This is a genomic window from Acidobacteriota bacterium (genome assembly GCA_040752915.1).
Taxonomy (GTDB): domain Bacteria; phylum Acidobacteriota; class UBA4820; order UBA4820; family DSQY01; genus JBFLVU01.
The window spans coordinates 20,151-37,138 of sequence record JBFMHB010000004.1 but is presented as its reverse complement, the minus strand read 5'-3'; the positions used below and the strand labels follow the sequence as shown (position 1 = coordinate 37,138).

At 66.6% G+C, this 16,988-nt stretch carries 19 protein-coding genes; 1 reads left to right on the top strand and 18 read right to left on the bottom strand.

Annotation, left to right across the window (positions count from 1 at the left end):
• Positions 1-78: 78 nt before the first annotated feature.
• On the top strand, positions 79-1,134 hold the full coding sequence (locus tag AB1824_01580; protein ID MEW5763641.1) for a phytoene/squalene synthase family protein: 1,056 nt from the start codon (positions 79-81) through the stop codon (positions 1,132-1,134).
• 28 nt (positions 1,135-1,162) lie between these two features.
• Here AB1824_01580 and AB1824_01575 read toward each other — a convergent pair whose 3' ends face one another.
• The 18 genes from AB1824_01575 to dsrA all read right to left on the bottom strand — a co-directional run bounded on the left by AB1824_01575 (position 1,163) and on the right by dsrA (position 16,918).
• The gene (locus AB1824_01575) at positions 1,163-1,699 is read right to left on the bottom strand and encodes a zinc ribbon domain-containing protein (GenBank protein MEW5763640.1); all 537 of its coding nucleotides are present in this window, start codon (positions 1,697-1,699) and stop codon (positions 1,163-1,165) included.
• An 81-nt stretch (positions 1,700-1,780) separates the two neighbouring features.
• On the bottom strand, positions 1,781-2,320 hold the full coding sequence (locus AB1824_01570) for a hypothetical protein (GenBank protein ID MEW5763639.1): 540 nt from the start codon (positions 2,318-2,320) through the stop codon (positions 1,781-1,783).
• Positions 2,321-2,361: 41 nt separating this feature from the next.
• Positions 2,362-2,967 (bottom strand): cupin domain-containing protein, encoded by a 606-nt coding sequence (locus AB1824_01565; GenBank protein ID MEW5763638.1) that lies wholly within the window; start codon positions 2,965-2,967, stop codon positions 2,362-2,364.
• Between the two features lie 86 nt (positions 2,968-3,053).
• Positions 3,054-3,422 (bottom strand): 5-carboxymethyl-2-hydroxymuconate Delta-isomerase, encoded by a 369-nt coding sequence (locus AB1824_01560; GenBank protein MEW5763637.1) that lies wholly within the window; start codon positions 3,420-3,422, stop codon positions 3,054-3,056.
• 59 nt (positions 3,423-3,481) lie between these two features.
• A complete protein-coding gene (locus AB1824_01555; GenBank protein ID MEW5763636.1) occupies positions 3,482-4,093 on the bottom strand; it encodes a DUF1287 domain-containing protein in 612 nt (203 codons plus the stop codon).
• On the bottom strand, positions 4,090-5,853 hold the full coding sequence (locus tag AB1824_01550) for a GNAT family N-acetyltransferase (protein MEW5763635.1): 1,764 nt from the start codon (positions 5,851-5,853) through the stop codon (positions 4,090-4,092). Before AB1824_01550 ends, AB1824_01555 begins: the two co-directional genes overlap by 4 nt.
• Positions 5,854-5,924: 71 nt before the next feature.
• A complete protein-coding gene (gene dsrP / locus AB1824_01545; GenBank protein ID MEW5763634.1) occupies positions 5,925-7,094 on the bottom strand; it encodes a sulfate reduction electron transfer complex DsrMKJOP subunit DsrP in 1,170 nt (389 codons plus the stop codon).
• Complete coding sequence (gene dsrO, locus AB1824_01540) at positions 7,087-7,866, bottom strand: sulfate reduction electron transfer complex DsrMKJOP subunit DsrO (GenBank protein MEW5763633.1); 780 nt, start codon at positions 7,864-7,866, stop codon at positions 7,087-7,089. The genes dsrP and dsrO overlap by 8 nt, the downstream gene beginning before the upstream one ends.
• Complete coding sequence (gene dsrJ / locus AB1824_01535) at positions 7,863-8,249, bottom strand: sulfate reduction electron transfer complex DsrMKJOP subunit DsrJ (protein ID MEW5763632.1); 387 nt, start codon at positions 8,247-8,249, stop codon at positions 7,863-7,865. The genes dsrO and dsrJ overlap by 4 nt, the downstream gene beginning before the upstream one ends.
• Positions 8,242-9,858: a sulfate reduction electron transfer complex DsrMKJOP subunit DsrK gene (gene dsrK, locus AB1824_01530; GenBank protein ID MEW5763631.1), complete on the bottom strand. Its 1,617-nt coding sequence runs from the start codon at positions 9,856-9,858 to the stop codon at positions 8,242-8,244. The genes dsrJ and dsrK overlap by 8 nt, the downstream gene beginning before the upstream one ends.
• Positions 9,859-9,861: 3 nt before the next feature.
• Positions 9,862-10,854 (bottom strand): sulfate reduction electron transfer complex DsrMKJOP subunit DsrM, encoded by a 993-nt coding sequence (gene dsrM / locus AB1824_01525; GenBank protein ID MEW5763630.1) that lies wholly within the window; start codon positions 10,852-10,854, stop codon positions 9,862-9,864.
• 34 nt (positions 10,855-10,888) lie between these two features.
• Positions 10,889-11,413, bottom strand: a complete 525-nt coding sequence (locus AB1824_01520) for an RsbRD N-terminal domain-containing protein (protein MEW5763629.1) — start codon at positions 11,411-11,413, stop codon at positions 10,889-10,891.
• 125 nt (positions 11,414-11,538) lie between these two features.
• Positions 11,539-11,856: a TusE/DsrC/DsvC family sulfur relay protein gene (locus tag AB1824_01515; protein MEW5763628.1), complete on the bottom strand. Its 318-nt coding sequence runs from the start codon at positions 11,854-11,856 to the stop codon at positions 11,539-11,541.
• Between the two features lie 145 nt (positions 11,857-12,001).
• Positions 12,002-13,663 (bottom strand): NAD(P)-binding protein, encoded by a 1,662-nt coding sequence (locus AB1824_01510; protein ID MEW5763627.1) that lies wholly within the window; start codon positions 13,661-13,663, stop codon positions 12,002-12,004.
• 100 nt (positions 13,664-13,763) lie between these two features.
• Positions 13,764-14,198, bottom strand: coding sequence for a hypothetical protein (locus tag AB1824_01505; GenBank protein ID MEW5763626.1), 435 nt, complete (start codon positions 14,196-14,198; stop codon positions 13,764-13,766).
• 91 nt (positions 14,199-14,289) lie between these two features.
• Positions 14,290-14,538 carry a hypothetical protein gene (locus tag AB1824_01500; GenBank protein MEW5763625.1) on the bottom strand — a complete coding sequence of 83 codons (249 nt, stop codon included), beginning with the start codon at positions 14,536-14,538 and terminating at the stop codon, positions 14,290-14,292.
• Between the two features lie 63 nt (positions 14,539-14,601).
• Entirely contained in the window at positions 14,602-15,684 is a 1,083-nt protein-coding gene (gene dsrB, locus AB1824_01495; protein ID MEW5763624.1) for a dissimilatory-type sulfite reductase subunit beta, read from the bottom strand.
• Between the two features lie 58 nt (positions 15,685-15,742).
• Entirely contained in the window at positions 15,743-16,918 is a 1,176-nt protein-coding gene (gene dsrA, locus AB1824_01490; GenBank protein MEW5763623.1) for a dissimilatory-type sulfite reductase subunit alpha, read from the bottom strand.
• Between the last annotated feature and the right edge of the window lie 70 nt (positions 16,919-16,988).

Sequence of the window (16,988 nt, the reverse complement as noted above, 5' to 3'; positions counted from 1 at the left end):
GAGGCGCGCGGGTGAAGGCCGGCCGCCCTTGCCCGCCCACGGGCCCCGGGTGCAGACTGGAGGGGAGAGAGGGACCGAATGGGCGCGAGAAGACCGGTTTGGGCCTGGGAGGCCTGCTACGGGATCCTGCCGAAAGTCTCGCGGACCTTCGCCCTGTCCATCGCCCAGTTGAAGGAGCCCCTCAAGGGCTCCGTCTGCGTTTCCTACCTGCTCTGCCGGATCCTCGACACGGTGGAGGACGCCCCCGGGCTGACCGCCGCCGAACGGTGGAGCCTCATGGAGCCGGTTGTCTTCCATCTCAAGGACATCCGGCCCTGCCCGGCCGGATGGGGCGATGCCGCCGCCCGCCGCCTGGAAGGGCTGGCCTCCTCGTCCGACCGGGAGCTTCTGGGGAGCGCACCCGCCGTTCTCGAGGCCTTCGGCTCCTGCGGCGAGGAGGACCGTCTGGCCATGGCGCGGTGGGTGACTGAAATGGGAAAGGGCATGGTGGCCTGGAGCGAGCGCATGGGCGAGGGCCCCGGCGCCCTAAAACGCCTGCCCTCCATGGCGGCCCTGGACCGTTACTGTTATTACATCGCCGGGACCGTGGGGTACCTCCTCACGGACCTGTACTACATCCACTCGCCCCATGTGGATCGGGCCCTCTTCTTTCGCCTTCAGGCGGATGCGGAGGAGTTCGGGCTTGGGCTCCAGAAGGTCAACATCGTGAAGGACCTGGCGGAGGACTACGAACGGGGCTGGTGCTTCATCCCGCAGGACGCCCTCGCCGCGGCGGGGGTCACCGAAGCGGATTTTTCCAGACCGGACCGCCACGAGGCCGTCTACAGAGGGGTCCTTCCCGTCCTGCGGACGGCGGCGGCACACCTGGCTCGCGCGTGGACCTACCTGTCCATCTTTCCCTTGGAGGAGAAGGAGATCCGCTTTTTCCTCGCCACCAGCCTCTTCTTCGCCCTGGAGACCCTGGCCCTGGTGGCGGAAAAGCCCTCCCGGCTGACGGCGCCGGACAAGCTCAAGATCTCGAGGGCCAAGGTGGCCGCCCTCGCCGCCGAACTCCGGCTGAAGATCTCCCGCCCGGAGGCTCTGGCGGCGCTCTACGAGGAAAGATCCTCTCCCCTGAGGGTCTTCGGGACCTGAGATTCAGGGAAAACCGCCTGCCCAGGCCTCACTCGAGGGGATAGAGCTTGTCGTCCCGATGGGGGGCCAGAAGGCGGCGGAGGCGGCGCCTTCCGGAGGCGGAACGAGGGGCTTCCGCCGCCCCGAAGGCGGGAGCGTCTTCTCCTTCTTCGCCGCCTTCCTCGTCCCCGAAGAGCGGGCCCAGTTCCTCCTCGATCTTCTCCGGGTCCTCACCGGCCTCCATGCGGCGGATGGCTTCGTCCATTCCGGGCACCTTCATCCCCGCGGCCTCGGAGAACTTTCGCAGGAACCGGGCCATCTGCCTCGGATCGTTTTCGTCCAGCCCCCCCATTTCCGATTCCAGGGAAGCCATGGCCCGCTCCAGGCGGGATTCGTCCACGTCCCCGAGGGGAGCGTCCCCCGAGGCGTCCCTCGCTCCGCGCGGGGCGGCGAAGGGGGAGACCTGCCGGCTCAGATCCGCTCGGCCGCAGCGGGGGCAGACCGGGCGGGCGTCGGTGCGGATGCGCTTGGACAGGAACTGGTACACCGTGTGGCAGTCGGAGCAGTAGAACTCGTACACAGGCATGGGGCCCGAAACCTCCCGGAGCCATTGTACGAAAGGTCGAGTGCGAACGGGAATGGCCGGCCCCGCGGCCCGCGCCGGTTTTCACCTCCCGACGCGGATCAGGACCAGGGGATCTTTCCAGTCGAAGGCGCACACGCCGGAGGGATCGTCCATCAGGCGCCGGACGTGGTCCTCCGTCAGAGGACCCAGGCGGACGCTCCCCTCCGCTTGGACACCGGGTAGGGCCCCTCTTTCGACCAGAGAGCCCATCCGGTCGGCGTCGGGCAGGAGGACGACGATCCGTCCCTCGCGCTTGGCCACGAGGGCCCAGAACCACCCCCCCGATTCGGCATCCGCGACGTTGCCGAAGGTCCAGTCGCCGGTCCGGCGCACCTCCACCCGGTAGGACTCCAGGACGGGGCCCTCGCGCTTGGATTCCGCCCAGAAGACCCGGAGGAGACCCTTCTGAGGATCCTCGACGACGAGGGTCACGGAGACTTCGCCCCCGATCCACGTTCCGTCCCACTCGTCTGCGGAAAGCAGGGCCGGCCCTTCGCCCACAGGCCGGCTGGACGTCACCGCGGCGCACCCCACGAGCCATGCGGCGGCGAGGAACGCGCACGCGCTCACCCATCCCTTCATGAGCCACCTCCCGCTTTGCAAACCATACCTTTCAAGACGCGTCAGGAACGAGGCTTCCGCGGTCCCTTGGCGGGACGCCCGCGTCCGGCGGGCGGCCGCCGGGGCCGCGGGGGGGCCGGTCTGGGCGGGCGGGCCGCGGGCTTCGCCTTGGCGGGCCGGGCGTCCCGGTCGAGGTAGGTGCGGGCCTCTCCCGTCTCCACCTCCACCTCCACGAGGTCTTCCGCCGCGACCGTGTGAAAGGACATCACGGCGAGGGTCTCGTGGCCGGCCTCGAAGGAGTGGGGCACCCGCTCGGGAATGATCAGGAGGGAGCGCTCCGGAAACGCCGGGTCGTAGGGCTGGAGGGTGAAGCGGTAGGGCCCGATCTGGCCGGTTCCTCCTCCCTGAATGACGGCCATGTGCTGGATGGAATTCGGGTGGTAGTGGGGGGGAGTGGGCGTGTCGGGGCGCAGAACGAAGATCCAGGCGCTGGCGATTCCGGGCGGCAGGCGGCCCTCCACGAGATACCCGGGGAGCGCGGCGCCTTCGAAGGGCACCTTGGAGGAGCGGACCTTCGCCTCCAATTCCCGCACGAGTTCCTTCACGGCCGTCGTCTCCTTCAGCCCCCCCACGAGCTCGTGCAGCTTTCGGATCCGAAAGGTCGTCATGGGCTCCTTCTTTCCGCGAAGGATCAGTATACACGAAGGGGCGCCGGGGGGCACGGCGGTCGCCCCCAGGGCCGCGAGGAGGCGTTTCACGAAGCGGGACGGCGCCGCCGGTAGCTCTCCCGGTCCATCTCCCTCACCTGCACCGAGAAGCCCACCCTGCCCCCTTCCGCGGCGCGGGCGAGATCCCGTTCGAGAACGGCCATCAGGTCATCCGCCAGGCGGGAGCGGACCTCCCGATCCCTCCCCGCCAGGATCTCGAGGGTGAGGGCCACGAAGCCCCTGTCCGGCGCGTCCACGCCCACGGCGTACGCGGAGTGGACCACCGCCCGGCCCTTCACGTCTCGATCCTCGAAGAGCCCCGTGGCCACGATGGCTCGGTTCAGCCGGTTCAGGGTGGCCGGGAGGTCCAGAGGACCCGGCACGTTATCCGTGATCTCCAAAGTCAGGTGGGGCATCGCAAGGCTCCTGGCCGCGGCTCCCCCGGGGCGGGAGAACCTCCTCGGCGCGCGTGAAGTCATCGAAAGTACCGGAAGTGCCCGGTCAGGACGTAGGCGAAGAGGACATCCTCCTCCCGGGTGCCCCGCCCGATGTTGTGGAGGACGAGGGGCCGGTCGGTCCCGGGCGCCCGGGCGCTGGAGACGAGCCCGATGTGCGGGAGGCCCGAGGGAAGCCTCCAGGTCACCACGTCTCCCGCCAGGTAGTCGGAGGGGCGGTCGGTGACGGGCACCGAGGCGCCCTGGCGGCGGAAATAGGTTAAAAGGTTGGGCACCCGGCGGTGGTCGATGTTCGGATCGGGCCCCGCCAGTCCCCACAGATTCGGGTAGTCCGAAAAGGCCCGGGTCATGTCCTCGTGTACGAGCCTCTGGAGGTCCACCCCCGCCGCCCGGAAGGCCCGGACGAGGACGTCGGTGCAGACCCCCCGCTCGGCGGGAAGGTCCCCCCCGGGGTAAGGGAGCCGCCGGTAGGAGCCGTCGTATACCGTGGTGACCCCGATCTGGGAGCGCGCCGCCGCGAGGACGGCGGCGATCTTCTCGCGCGCCGCCCCTCCCTCTTCCTGGCCCCCGGCATGGAGGGCCAAGAGGGCGGCCAGGAGGCCCGCCGCCCCGGGGCGGATCCGACGACTCATGGCGTCTCCTCGGCCCTTTCCCATCTCAGAACGAACTCGTCCGCTTCCAGGGGAGGTTCCCCGCAGGCTCGACGCATCTCTCCGCAGACCTTGAACCCGCACTTCTCCAGGACCCTCCGCGAGGCGACGTTGTGCTTGGCGACGTGGGCGAAGAGGACCGGAAACTCCAAGACGCCCAGAAAGGCCGCCAGGGCCCTCGTGGCGACCCCCCGTCCCCAGAACTCCCTTCCTATCCAATAGCCCACTTCCTTCTCTTCGGCCGGCCCCCAACAGAGGAGGTCGCCCGCCACTTTGCCGTCCGCCAGGACGGTCCGCACCTGCACCTCCGGGTCCGCCAGAATCTTCGCCCAGTGCGCCTGAAAGGCCTCCCAGTCCCGAGGCGGGAAGGCGGCCATATGGGCGGCCTCGGGGTCCCGCTGGTGCTCGAAGAGGATGGGAAGATCGCCCGGCTGGGGGGGGCGCAGATCCACCCGGGGACACGGGCCGGGGGCCTCCCCCCCGTCCCCGGAGACCGCCCCCTCCACCCCGCGGCGGCCCGGCCCGGGAGTCTCGCCCAGGCTCTCCCCGGTCCCCGCGGCGCTCTCGCCTTTCCCGGGGGTCCGGAAGGCCCCCTCCACCATCCGGTATTCCAGCAGGCGGCACTCCATGGGGCCGTTCCAGAGGGGGATGCGCCGGGCGGCGCGAAGCCCCACGCACTTGGCCAGGGCGGGGTTCCCGCAGAGCAGGTAGGCGGTCGCGCCGCCCGCATTCCTCTTGAGCGCGTCCCCGAAGGCGCGGTAGAGCGCGGGGAGGTCCTCCCCGGCCCCGGCATGATCCCCGTACGGCGGGTTGGAGACCACGAGACAGCCGGGCCCCGGAGAAACGAACTCCCGGGCGTCCCGGCGCTCGAAGCGGATCCACTCGGACATTCCCGCCGCCGCCGCGTTGTCCCGCGCCGCGATCAGGGCCCGCCCGTCGGCGTCGGATCCGAGGATGGGGCTGGAGGGCCGGCGGGCGGCGGCCCGGGCCTCTTCCACCAGGCGCTGGAAGGTCCGGTCTCGAAAACCCGGCCACCGCTGGAAGCCGAAGCGGACCTTGCGAACGAGGCCCGGCGCGGTCCCCGAGGCGATGAGGGCCGCCTCGATGCAGAGCGTGCCCGATCCGCAGAAGGGGTCCGCGAAGGCGGCGGTCCCGTCGTACCCCGCCAGGAGGAGGATCCCAGCGGCCAGGGTTTCGTTGAGTGGGGCGGGCACCGTCTTCACCCGGTACCCCCTCTTGTGAAGGGGGCCCGCGAGGTCCAGGGCGATCGTGGCGGAGGTCCCGTGCAGATGGAGGACGACGCGGACGTCCGGGTCTTCCCGGTCCACGTCCGGACGGACCCCGAAGACGGCCCTCAGGGCGTCCGCCACCGCGTCCTTGACCTTCAGGGCCGCGTAACCCGAGTGGGTCAGGGACGGGTGGTCCCGCACCGAGGCTTCCACGGCGAAGGTGGTCTTCCGACCGAAGTGATCCGGCCACCGCAGCGCCCGGGCGCCCGCGTACAAGCCATCGGCGTGGGAGGCCTCGAAGCGGCCCAGCTCCAGCAGGACCCGGCGGGCCGCCCTCAGGCGCAGGCACGCGCGATAGCCGGCTTCCCAACCCCCTTCGAAGGGGACGAGCCCGGGGCGCGGGGGGCCCGGTTCGAGGCCCAAGGCGGAGAGCTCGCCCCATACGACCGCTTCGAGGCCCTTGGCCACCGTGGCGAGGTATCGCATGGATCGAGTGTACCAGGAACCCGGCACGAGGGCCGCCCGGAAACGGCAGGGCCGGCCCCGCGGGGGCCGGCCCTCGATGCCCTTCTCCCCTTCCGGGGTCAGTGCGCGATCTCGTATCCCATCGCCTCGCGGATGGCGAGGGCGATCTTGTAGAAGACCGTGATCATGAGGAAGCCGATGGCCCAGATGGCGGCCACGATGAGCAGCTCCGGGAGGGTCGGCGTGTAGCGCGTGACCTCTCCCAGGGGGGTGGGCGTGAACCCGCCGATGATCAGCCCCAGACCCTTGTCGATCCAGAGGGAGACGAAGACCATGACGCAGGTCACGGGCAGGATCTTCAGGTTGTTCCGGAAGGTCGGAACCACCAGAAGGACGATGGAGACGGCCGCCAGGGCCATGGACGTCCACATCCAGGGAACGAGGTAGGCCTCGCCGTGGAGGCCCGCGAAAAGGAACTGGAAGTGGTGCACGTGCTCCGGAATGCCGCTGTAGAAGACGGTGAAAACCTCCATGAGCACGAAGAAGACGTTGACGAGCATGGCGTAGGTCACGATGATCGACAGCTTGCGGATGGCCTCGTCGCCCGGGTCGAAGGAGGAGACCTTCCGCACGATCATGCACAGGAGGATCAGGAGGGCCGGGCCGGCGGCGAAGGCCGAAGCGAGGAAGCGCGGCGCCAGGATGGCGGTCAGCCAGAAGGACCGGCCGGGCAGGCCGTTGTAGAGGAAGGCCGTGACGGTGTGGATGGACACGGCCCAGGGGATGGAGAGGAGGATGAAGGGCTTGATCCACTTGGGCGGGGCCACCGCCTTCCGCTCCGCCGAGAGGGCCACGAGGCTGATGAGGGCGTTGAGGAACAGGTAGCCCGAGAGGGAGACCATGTCCCAGAACATCATGGAGTTCGGCGTGGGGTGGAGGAGCACGTTCAGCACCCGGGTGGGCTGCCCCATGTCCACGAAGATGAACAGCATGCACATGGTGACGGCGGAGATGGCCAGGAACTCGCCGAGGATGGTGAGTTTCCCGAAGGCCTTGTAGTCGTGAAGGTAATAGGGCAGGACCACCATCACGGCCGAGGCGGCCACGCCGACGAAGAAAGTGAACTGGGCGATGTAGAAGCCCCACGTGATGTCGCGGGAGAGGCCCGTGACGCCCAGGCCCACGTTCAGCTGGTAGAGGTAACTGACGAAGCCCGCGCCGATGACGCACAGGAGGGCGAAGACCCAGGCCCAGTAGCGCCGGCTCCCGACCACGGCCTTCTCAAACATGAACATCGGGCTTCCCTCCCACGACGTAGTAGATCTCGGGCTCGGTGCCCAGCTCGGGCTTTCGCCGGATGGTGAAGGACTCTCTCAGCCGCGCGCGCACCGGAGAGGCCTCGTCGTGGAGGTCCCCGAAGAGAATGGCCTTCTCCTCGCAGGCTTCCACGCAGGCCGGGAGCTTGCCCTCGGCCAGGCGCTCCTCGCAGAGGGTGCACTTCTCGACCACGCCCTTCGTGCGGGTCGGGTACTCGGGCGAGATTTCCGCGAGGCTCGGCCTCGGGTCCACCCAGTTGAAAGACCTGGAGCCGTAGGGACAGGCCGCTACGCAGTACCGGCATCCGATGCAGCGGTGCCAGTCCATCATGACCACCCCGTCCTCGCGCTTCCACGTGGCCTGTGTGGGGCATACCCGGACGCAGGGAGGATTGGCGCAGTGGTTGCAAAAGACGAGGACCGGCTTCTCCTTGAGGGCTTCCTGGGTGTACTCGGACTCGGCGGCGAAAGCCCTCTCATAGGGCTCCTTCCAGATCCACTTCACCTCGTGCTTCTTGTTGGCCATGAGGGGAACGTTGTGGACCTTGTGGCAAGCGTCCGCGCACGCCTTGCACCCTTCCTCCTTGAGACATTTGAGGGGATCGATGACCATGGCCCAACGCGTCCCGGCCTTGGGCTTTCCTGCCTCCGGACCGCTCGCCAGAGCATCCACGGAAGCTTTTCCCGCGATGGCCAGGGCGCCCAGGCCCGCCACTCCCAAAAAGGTACGCCTGTCGGTGCTCATCCCCGGCTCTCCTTCGGCGCCACGTGGCAGTCCCAGCAGTACGGCTTGACCGCCGCATAGTTGTGGCAGGCGTCGCAAAACTTCTCCTTGCTCGTGTGGCACTTCATGCACGTCTTCGTGAGGCTGCGCGTGAAGGTCCTCTGACCCGGCCCGGTGAAGGTCCGGTCCCCCTGCCTGACGTACTGGTCCCTCCAGGTCATGAGGAGGTCCATGTGGGCCACGCGCATGTAGTCCGCCGGAGCCACGCACTCCTTCTCGTCCGTCGGCAGTTCGGGCTTGGGCGCCGCGGCCTTCTCGCCCGCGGCCAGGTTCCACCAAACGGGGAACGTGACCAGGAAGAGGAAGACGAGGAGCCCTATCAGGATCCAGGGTTTCTCACGCATTGGCTTCCTCCTTCGCCTTGAGCGGAGTGAGCCTCAGGTCCACGGTCCGCTCCTTTTCCCCGGTCATCACGAGGGCGTTGCCCACGAATTCGTGGATGCCCCCCACCTGAACCTCGGGCACCCAATATTCCATGAGGGCCGAGAGGTTCGCCTTGTCGATGGCGCAAATGCAGGCCAGCATGTTGACGCCGTGCCTGTCCCTCACGAAGCGCACGGCGTTGGCTCTCGGGAAGCCTCCCCGCATGCGCATTTCGAAGTTCTCATCGGTGCCGAGCCCCGCGCCGGAGCCGCAGCAGAACGTCTGCTCTCGAATCGTGTTCTCGGGCATGTCGTGGAAATTCCGGCACGTGTTCCGGATCACGTACCGCGGCTCCTCGAAGAGGCCCATGGCCCGGGCCGGATTGCAGGAGTCGTGGTACGTGACGTTCCAGTGGTCGTTCCGGCTCGGGTCGAGCTTGATCTTCCCGTGCTTGATGAGGTCCGCGGTGAACTCGGTGATGTGGACCATCTTCGTGGATTTGGCGTTTTCAAAGACGGTTCCCGTGATGGGGGATCTCGGCACCTCCAGGAAGTCCGCGGGCCCGTTCATGGTGTCCATGTACTGGTGGAGGACCCGCCACATGTGGCCGCATTCCCCTCCGAGGATCCACTTGACGCCCAGGCGTTTGGCCTCGTGGTAGATCTTGTGGTTCAGGCGCTTGATCATCTCGTGGCTGGTGAAGAGGCCGAAGTTTCCGCCCTCCCCCGCGTAGGCGCTCCACGTGTAGTTGAGCCCCAGCTCCTTGAAGAGCATGAGGTAGCCCATGAGCGAGTAGTAGTGCGGCGAGCCGAAATAGTCCGCCGAGGGGGTCACGAAGAGGATGTCGGCGCCCTTCCGGTTGATGGGGGGATCCACCCGGATGCCCGTCACCTCTTCGATGTCGTCGCAGGCCATCTGGATCGAATCGACGAAGCCATGCGGCTGGATGCCGAGGTGGTTGCCCGTGCGGAAGCAGTTCGCCACCGGGTCCACCACCCAGTTGATGTTGCACCCCACCAGGTTGAGCAGCTCTCGGCCGATCATGGTGACCTCGGCCGTGTCGATGCCGTAGGGGCAGAAGACCGAGCATCGCCGGCACTCGGTGCACTGGTAGAAGTAGTAGAACCACTCCTTGAGCACGTCCACGGTGAGTTCGCGGCCCCCCGCCAGGCCGCCGAGCATCTTGCCGGCGGGCGTGAAGTACCGGCGGTAGACCGACCGGATGAGTTCGGCGCGCAGGACGGGCATGTTCTTGGGGTCGCCCGAGCCCACGTAGAAGTGGCACTTGTCGGCGCAGGCCCCGCAGCGGACGCAGATGTCCATGAAGAGGCGGAAGGAGCGGTATTTCTCCAGGCGCTCCTTCATGCCGTCGAGGATGATCTTCTGCCAGTCGGGAGGGAGCTTCCAGTCCTCGTCGTGCGGCTGCCAGACCCTCGGGTTGGGCAGGTCCACGTAGGCCATGCTCTTGGGGAGAGCGCTGTAGCAGTAGGTTCCACGGCGGAATTCGACCTTTGGGTCCATCCAGCCGCGCTTGGGGGGCTTGTAGTCGATGCGGGTGAGCTGTTCAGGGGTCGGATGCTGTTCGGCCATGGCTCACTCCTTGTCCAGCGGGAGCCCCGCCAGCTTGATCTTGTCGCGGAACTCCTCCTCCCACTCCGCGTAGGTGTGCACCTTCACGGGGTAGTTCCAGGGGTTCACGTGCCGCTTCGCCCGGTTGTTGTTGGCGAGGTTCCTCGTGGGGCTGAGGAAGACGCCGCCCAGGTGCATGAGCTTGCTGAAGGGGAAGTAGGCGATGAGCACCGACAGGAGGAAAAGATGGACGAAGAAGAGCGGCCCCACGGTCTCGGGCACCACCGGCTTGAAGGTCACCAGCCCCATGGCCAGTTCCTTGATCGCCACGATGTCCACCCGCGCGAAGTACCGCATGAGCACGCCCGTCCCGCACAGGCCGATCAGGAGCAGGAGGGGAAAGTAGTCCGCCAGGAGGGAGAGATACCGAACCTGCGGATCGTAGAGCCTTCTGAACAGCAGGTACCCCAGCGCCGCGAGGAGGAAGAGGTCCGTGAGGTAGAGGATGGGGGCTCCGATCTGGAAGAACGAGTCGGCCGTCTCCACGATCCCGACCAGCCACGGCACGGGCTCCATGAAGAACCGAAGATGCCGAACGAAGACCACCAGAAAGGACCAGTGAAAGGCCATGGCCGCCAGCCACAGCCACTTCTCCTCGCCGTAGACGAGCCGCGGGCCTTCCCTCAATTCCGCTTTCGTGTTCCGGAAGAGCGAGCGGAACAAGAGGACCTCGAGGGCCATCCGCCCGACGACGCCCAGGAAGGTGAAGGGGCTGTCGAGACGGGAGTGCTGGATCCAGGGCAGGCTCTTCTGCTGGCCGCAGGTCGTGGGGATGCGGAAGGGCACCGGCACCTTGGCCCAGGCCAGGACCTTGAGGATCACCCCCACGAGAAAAGTGGCCACCGCGGCGTACGGAAGGTACACGCCGAAGAGCGTGCGCAACCCTGCGGACGTCCCGCCCAGGAAGGCGGCGGCCGAAAGGAGCGCCACGAGCGCGAATGCGATGAAGACGTTCATGGACCATCACCTCGCTTGACATTCGGGTGTGCGGTCACTTCACTTCTCCTTCTCCCTCCGGATCGGGCGGGGCGGCCGCGTAGCGCCTCTCCAGCACGAAGACCCGGCGCCTCGCCTCATCGGCCTTGATTTCGAAGATCTTCTCGCGGCACCGCACGAAGGCCTCGAAGGCGCGCACGGCGAGGCCGTCGATCTCGTCCTCGATCCGGGCCCAGCCGTCCGCGTCGGCGCGCGCCGCTTCGGCCAGCTCCCGCCGCAAGATCCTCTTCAGCAGGAACACGAAGCCGACCGCCTGGCCGGCGGTGAAGTCCTGCACGGCCCTCAGGCGGACGATCCGGTCCAGGGACTCCTCGGACCGGTCCTCGGCGGAACGTCCCAGCAGGACGTCGAAGACGACGGGGAGGTTCTCCCGGAGCGTCGCCCCCACTGGATTGCTGAAGGGATCCTTGACCTCGCGGAGAAAGCGCCCGGTCTGCTCCGGATAGGCTTGGAGGACGGCGTCTTCCCACGCTTCGATCAGCGCCGACCTCCTTTCCTCGAGTTCCGACAGGATCCCCATGAGGCCCCCCGCCCCCCTCGTTCCGCCGCGTGAGACCGAGGTGAGGGGGCTCAAAGCCCCCCCACCTCGGCGCGGGGTCCGCCGGCGTCACCCCCCCGGGCGCCGCGGACCTCCCCCCATTCCTCTTACACGCACCCCGTCGGCTTCGGGAGGCCGGCGAGCTTGCAGGCGCCCTTGGCCGGACCGGAGGGGAAGAGTTCGTAGACCTTGTTCAGCGGGAATCCCGTCTCCTTGCAGAGCTTCCGGATCATCGGGGCGATGCCGAACTGGAGGTAGTAGTTCCTCAGGTAGTGGATCATCTTCCAGTGGTCTTCCGTGAGCTCCGTGACGCCCTCGGTGAGGGCGAAGTCCTTCGCCACTTCCTCGTTCCAGATGCCCGGATCTTCAAGGAACCCGTCCTCATCCACGACGTAGCTGTGTCCGTTCAGTTCGATGGTCGGCACGGTCTGTACCTCCTCTGCCGCTGGTCCGGCTCGTCGCACCTCTCACTGAGCGTCGGGCCCAGGATTCCCCGCGGCCGGCCGCAGGGCCTCCAGGCTTTCTCTTCCGCGCTCAACCCACGCGATTCCGATCCCGCCTCGGCCTCCCCTACACCAGGTCGATGTACCCGCAGGGGCACTCCTCGGCGCACTTCTTGCAACCGTTGCACACTTCCAGTTTGATCTTGTAGTGCTCGCCCTTCGGCAGTTTGACGAAACAGCTGTTGGTGCAGTACATCCAGCAGGTCTCGCAGTCCATGCAGAGGCCGCAGGACATGCAGCGGCCCGTCTCGGCGAGGACCTGCTCCTCGGTGAGGCCCTGCTCGATCTCCGTATCCATCCCCCTCTGTTCGGGGGGAACGTGGGACCGCTCGTTGCGGGCCATCTCCTTGTACCACGCGAGTTTCATCTTCTCCTTGGTCACCACCGGGGGCGCCTGGGGCTTCTCAAGCGGCTTGCCGCGGAAGCGGGCGTCGATGGCCTCGGCGGCGAAGCGGCCCTGGGCGATGGCGATGGTCACGAGCCCCAGTTCCACGTTGTCGCCTCCGGCGAAGACCCCGTCCTCCTTGGTCTTGCCCCAATCGTCCACCTTGATCCAATCCTTGCCTTCCTTGAGCATCTCGAAGCCGTCGAAGGCGGGCTCCTGGCTGATGGCGGCGATGATGGCCGTGGCCTCGATGTCGAACTCGCTGCCCGCTTTCGGCACGGGGCGGCGGCGTCCGGAGGCGTCGGGCTCGCCCAGTTCCATGCGGATGCACTTCATTCCCACGGCCAGGCCGTCCTTCACCAGGATCTCCACCGGGGCGGCCAGGTACTCGATCCGGACGCCTTCCTCGAGGGCGCCCTCGATCTCGGGAGCGATGGCGGGCATCTCCGCGCGGGTCCGGCGGTAGACGATCGTCACGTCGGCACCCAGCCGCTTGCTGATGCGTGCCGCGTCAATGGCCGTGTCCCCGCCCCCGATGACGAGGACCTTCCCTCCCACCTTCACCTCCTCGCCCGAGTTGACCTTGTTGAGGAACTCCGTTCCGGTGAACACGTTCGGCGAATCCTCGCCGGGGACGCGCAACTTGATCCCCTTGTGGGCGCCGATCCCCACGAAGACGGCCTTGTAGTCCTTGCGGAGCTGGTCGATGGGGATGTCCTTACCGATGACCGTGCCGCACCTCAGTTCCACGCCGAGATCCAGAATCTTCTGGATTTCGCCGTCCAGAACCTCCCGGGGAAGGCGGTACTTGGGGATGCCGTACCGGAGCATTCCACCGGGCTTGCTGAAGGCCTCGAAGACGGTCACCGAATATCCCCTGCGCGCGAGCTGGTAGGCGCACGACAAGCCCGCCGGGCCCGCGCCGACGACGGCCACTTTCTCGGGGTGCTTCTCCTCGGAGAGGCGGCCCAGGCTCAGGTTCTTCTGGAGCCCGAAGTCGCCGATGAAGCGCTCGAGCGCGTTGATGGCCACGGGCCCTTCCTTGCCCCCCCGGTTGCAGTGGTCCTCGCAGGGGTGCGGACAGACGCGGCCGCACGTGGCCGGAAAGGGGTTCATGTCCGTGATCTTGCGCCAGGCGATCTCGTAGGCCTGTTCATGCGTGCGGCCGTAGGCCTCGGCCTGGGCGATGGTGGTGAGCCAGGCGCGAATGTCCGTTCCGCTCGGGCAGTGGCCCATGCAGGGAGGCGTCTTGACCTGGTACCTCGGGCGGAGCGGGCTGATCTCCCCGCCCGACGTGGGCCCCGACTTGATGACCGGCTTCTTCACTTCTTTGAACAGGCCCATGGGGTTTCCTTTCCTGTTGGATCGAAAAGGTGAACGCCGGGGGGGAGGTCCCTGAACGTGGGCTTCCCCATCCTCTCTTCACCGTTCGCCGTCACCCCCATCACGCGTAGGGGTAGATCTTCCTCTTGAAGTCCTCGAGCTGGCTCAGGAGCCGGTCGTGCTTCTGCTCGTCCTGGATGAGGTACGAGAGAAGGTGCCGCTGGACGAAAAGGCGGCAGTTCTTCTGCGCCTTCTCGGCGAGCTCGATGGTCTCCTTTTCCATTTTGGCGTGCTCTTCAATGAGCGTCCAAATGTCGGCCAGCTCCTCGGGGGTGAGCGTAAAGGCCTCCTTCTCCAGGCTGTCCAGAATCACCTGCTGAACGCGCTTGTGCATGGCGGAGTCCTGGCGGATGATCTCCATCACGATGCGGATCAGCGGGTTGTGGGTCTTTTCCATGATCATGGACGTATGCTGGATGGTGGCCGCCTCGATCTCCTGCCACCGTTTCAGGGTCGTCACCAGCTCCTGGAGGTTTTCTGCGGCTTTCTCGGTCATCGGATCCTCCTAGTGTGTGGATCCCCCTCGCTCCCCCTTCCAACCATCGGGGCGGGCGGGGACGCTCCCCCGCCCGCGGCTCGGCCGGAGGTCATTCCGGCGCGGCTCCCTCCTTGTGCGGCAACGTGATGTAACTGCCCCCGAAGTAGCTGTAGACGCAGCGGCCCGAATCCATGAGGATGCGGATGGCGGCCTTGCAGTCGTCCTTGCTGACCTCGCCCTCGCCGTACTTGGCGATCATGGCTTTGGTCAGGTCGCCGGCCTTCAGGTTTTTCTTCCCCATGGTCTCCTTGACCATCTGGAACATCTCTTCGGCGAGCTGTTCGGTGGAAACGGCCATCGCTTGCCTCCGTGCGGGAGGGGCGAGGGGAGGGCCTGGGCCCGTCCCCTCGCTCTCCTCGCGCTAGAACTTGATATGCGTCGAGCGGGCGTACGTCAGCCCCGCGTTCTTGAAATCGTCGATGTGGTAGCGAGTGAAGGGGATGCCCGTCAGTTCGAAGAACCGCGGCCAGCCGATTCGGTCGATGAACTCGCCCATGCGCTCGTACTTCCGCGCGTGCTTGGCGTACACCTCGACGATATTGACCACCGCCTCCACCACCTCGGGCCAGCGCGGGGGGTTGTTCGGGATGAAGGGGATGGCCAGCTTGGAGAACTTGGGCGTGGTGCGGGCGTTGCTCACCTTCCCGCCGACCCAGATCGACAGCCCGTCGTTCTCGGGGTCGTTCAGGGGCATGGCCGGGCAGACGGTGTAGCAGTTGGCGCAGTACATGCACTGCTCTTCCACCACCTCGACGGACTGCTTGCCGTCCACCGTGGCCGGACGGATGGCGCCCGTGGGGCAGGAGGCGATCAGGGTCGGGATCTCGCAGACCTTGGGCAGGATGTCGTGCTGGGTCTTCGGGGGCCGGCGGTGAACTCCCAGGATGGCGATGTCGGAGCAGTGCACGGCGCCGCACATGTTGAGGCAGCACGCCAGGGCGATTCGCAGCTTCCCGGGCAGGTTTTCATTGGTAAAGCGGTCGATGAGGGCGTCCATGACGCACTTCACGATGCCCGAAGCGTCCGTGGCGGACGAGTGGCAGTGCACCCAGCCCTGGGTGTGGACGATGTTGCTGATCGCGTTGTTCGTACCGCCCACGGGGAATCCGTTGGCGGTGAGCTCCTTCTTCAGGGGCTCGATGTTGGCCGGGTTATCGAGAAGAAATTCGACGTTGTTCCGGCTCGTGAACCGGAGGTACCCGCCGCAGTACTTCTCGGCGAGGTCCGCGAAGAGCCGGATGCTCTGCGTGCTCAGGAGGCGGGGAGAGCCCGCGCGCACGGTGTAGATCTTTTCCCCCGACTCGGACACGTGGAAGAAGACGCCCGCGCCCATGGACTCGTGGTATTTCCACTGGCCGTAGTTCTTCTTGATGATCGGGTGGAGGAATTTCTCGTAATGCGGAGGACCGATGTCCGTGATCCGCTTCACAGGTTCGGCTGCCATCGTTTCCACTCCTCAAGATCGAGTCGGCCGCGTCGCGACCGACGACCAGACTGCTCGCCTACTCTTCCTTCTTGTAGAAGACGTACGGGTTGTCCCTCGGGGCAACCACCATCTCGGGCGCGGGTTCGAGCCCGATGGCGTCGAGGAAGTTGGACATGCCCACGCGCTGGATGAGTTCGCCGATGCGCTCGCGGTTCTTGCCGTACTCGTCCCAGAAGTCCCAGCAGCGGCGCACCAGTTCCTTCACCGTCTCATCGAGTTCTTCGGCGGGAACGAAGGGGACCAGGACGGAGGAGAGCAGGGCGCCCTGGACGATGGGGGCCTTGGCGCCGATGAGGATCGTCGCGCCGCGCTCCTTGCCGGGGCGCAGGGCCTTGGGCATCACGTTGATGCAGTGCATGCAGCGGACGCAGTCGTGGTTCTCGATGGAGAGCTTCTTCCCGTCCCAGGACATGCACCGGGAGGGGCATCGATCACAGACGTCCTTCTGGATGTTCATCGTCTTCGCGTATTCCGCGACGGCGGCGTCGTCCTGCTGGATCTCGTCCTTCCAGGTGCCGATGATGGAGAGGTCCGCCCGGGCGATGGAGGCCACGCAGTCGTTCGGGCAGCCGGAGCACTTGATCTTGAACTTGTACGGGAAGGGCGGACGGTGAAGCTCGTCCTGCCACTCCATGGTGCAGGAGTAGCAGAGGGCCATCGTGTCGTAGCACGCCCACTCGCAGCGGGCCTTGCCCACGCAGGCCGAAGGCGTTCGCATGCAGGATCCCGAGCCGCCCAGGTCGAAGCCCGCCTTGCCCAGTTCCGCAAAGGTGGGCTCGAGTTCGTCCGTCTTGGTGCCCAGGAAGACGATGTCGCCCGTGGAGCCGTGCATGTTGGTGAGGCCGCTTCCGTGCCGGTCCCAGATGTCGCACAGGGTCCTCAGCGCGTTGCTCGTGTAGAACCACCCCGTGGGCTGGTTCACGCGCATCGTGTGGAAGTGCGCCACGTTCGGGAACTTTTCGGGGACATCGCTGTAGCGACCGATGACGCCGCCGCCGTAGCCCAGCACGCCCACGATGCCGCCGTGCTTCCAGTGGCCCTTCTTCTCTTCGTAGGAGAGCTCGAGCTGCCCCAGCAGGTCGTCGTTCATGGGGTTGACCTTGCGGGCCTGCTTGATCTCCTTTACGAAGCTCGGCCAGGGGCCCTTCTCCAGTTCGTCGAGAAGGGGAGTCTTGAACTTTTCATCCGCCATATCCAGTCCTCCTGTTCACCGTCGGCCCCGGCGATCGGGGCCACCCGAGTTTCCCGCGGTACCCGAAATC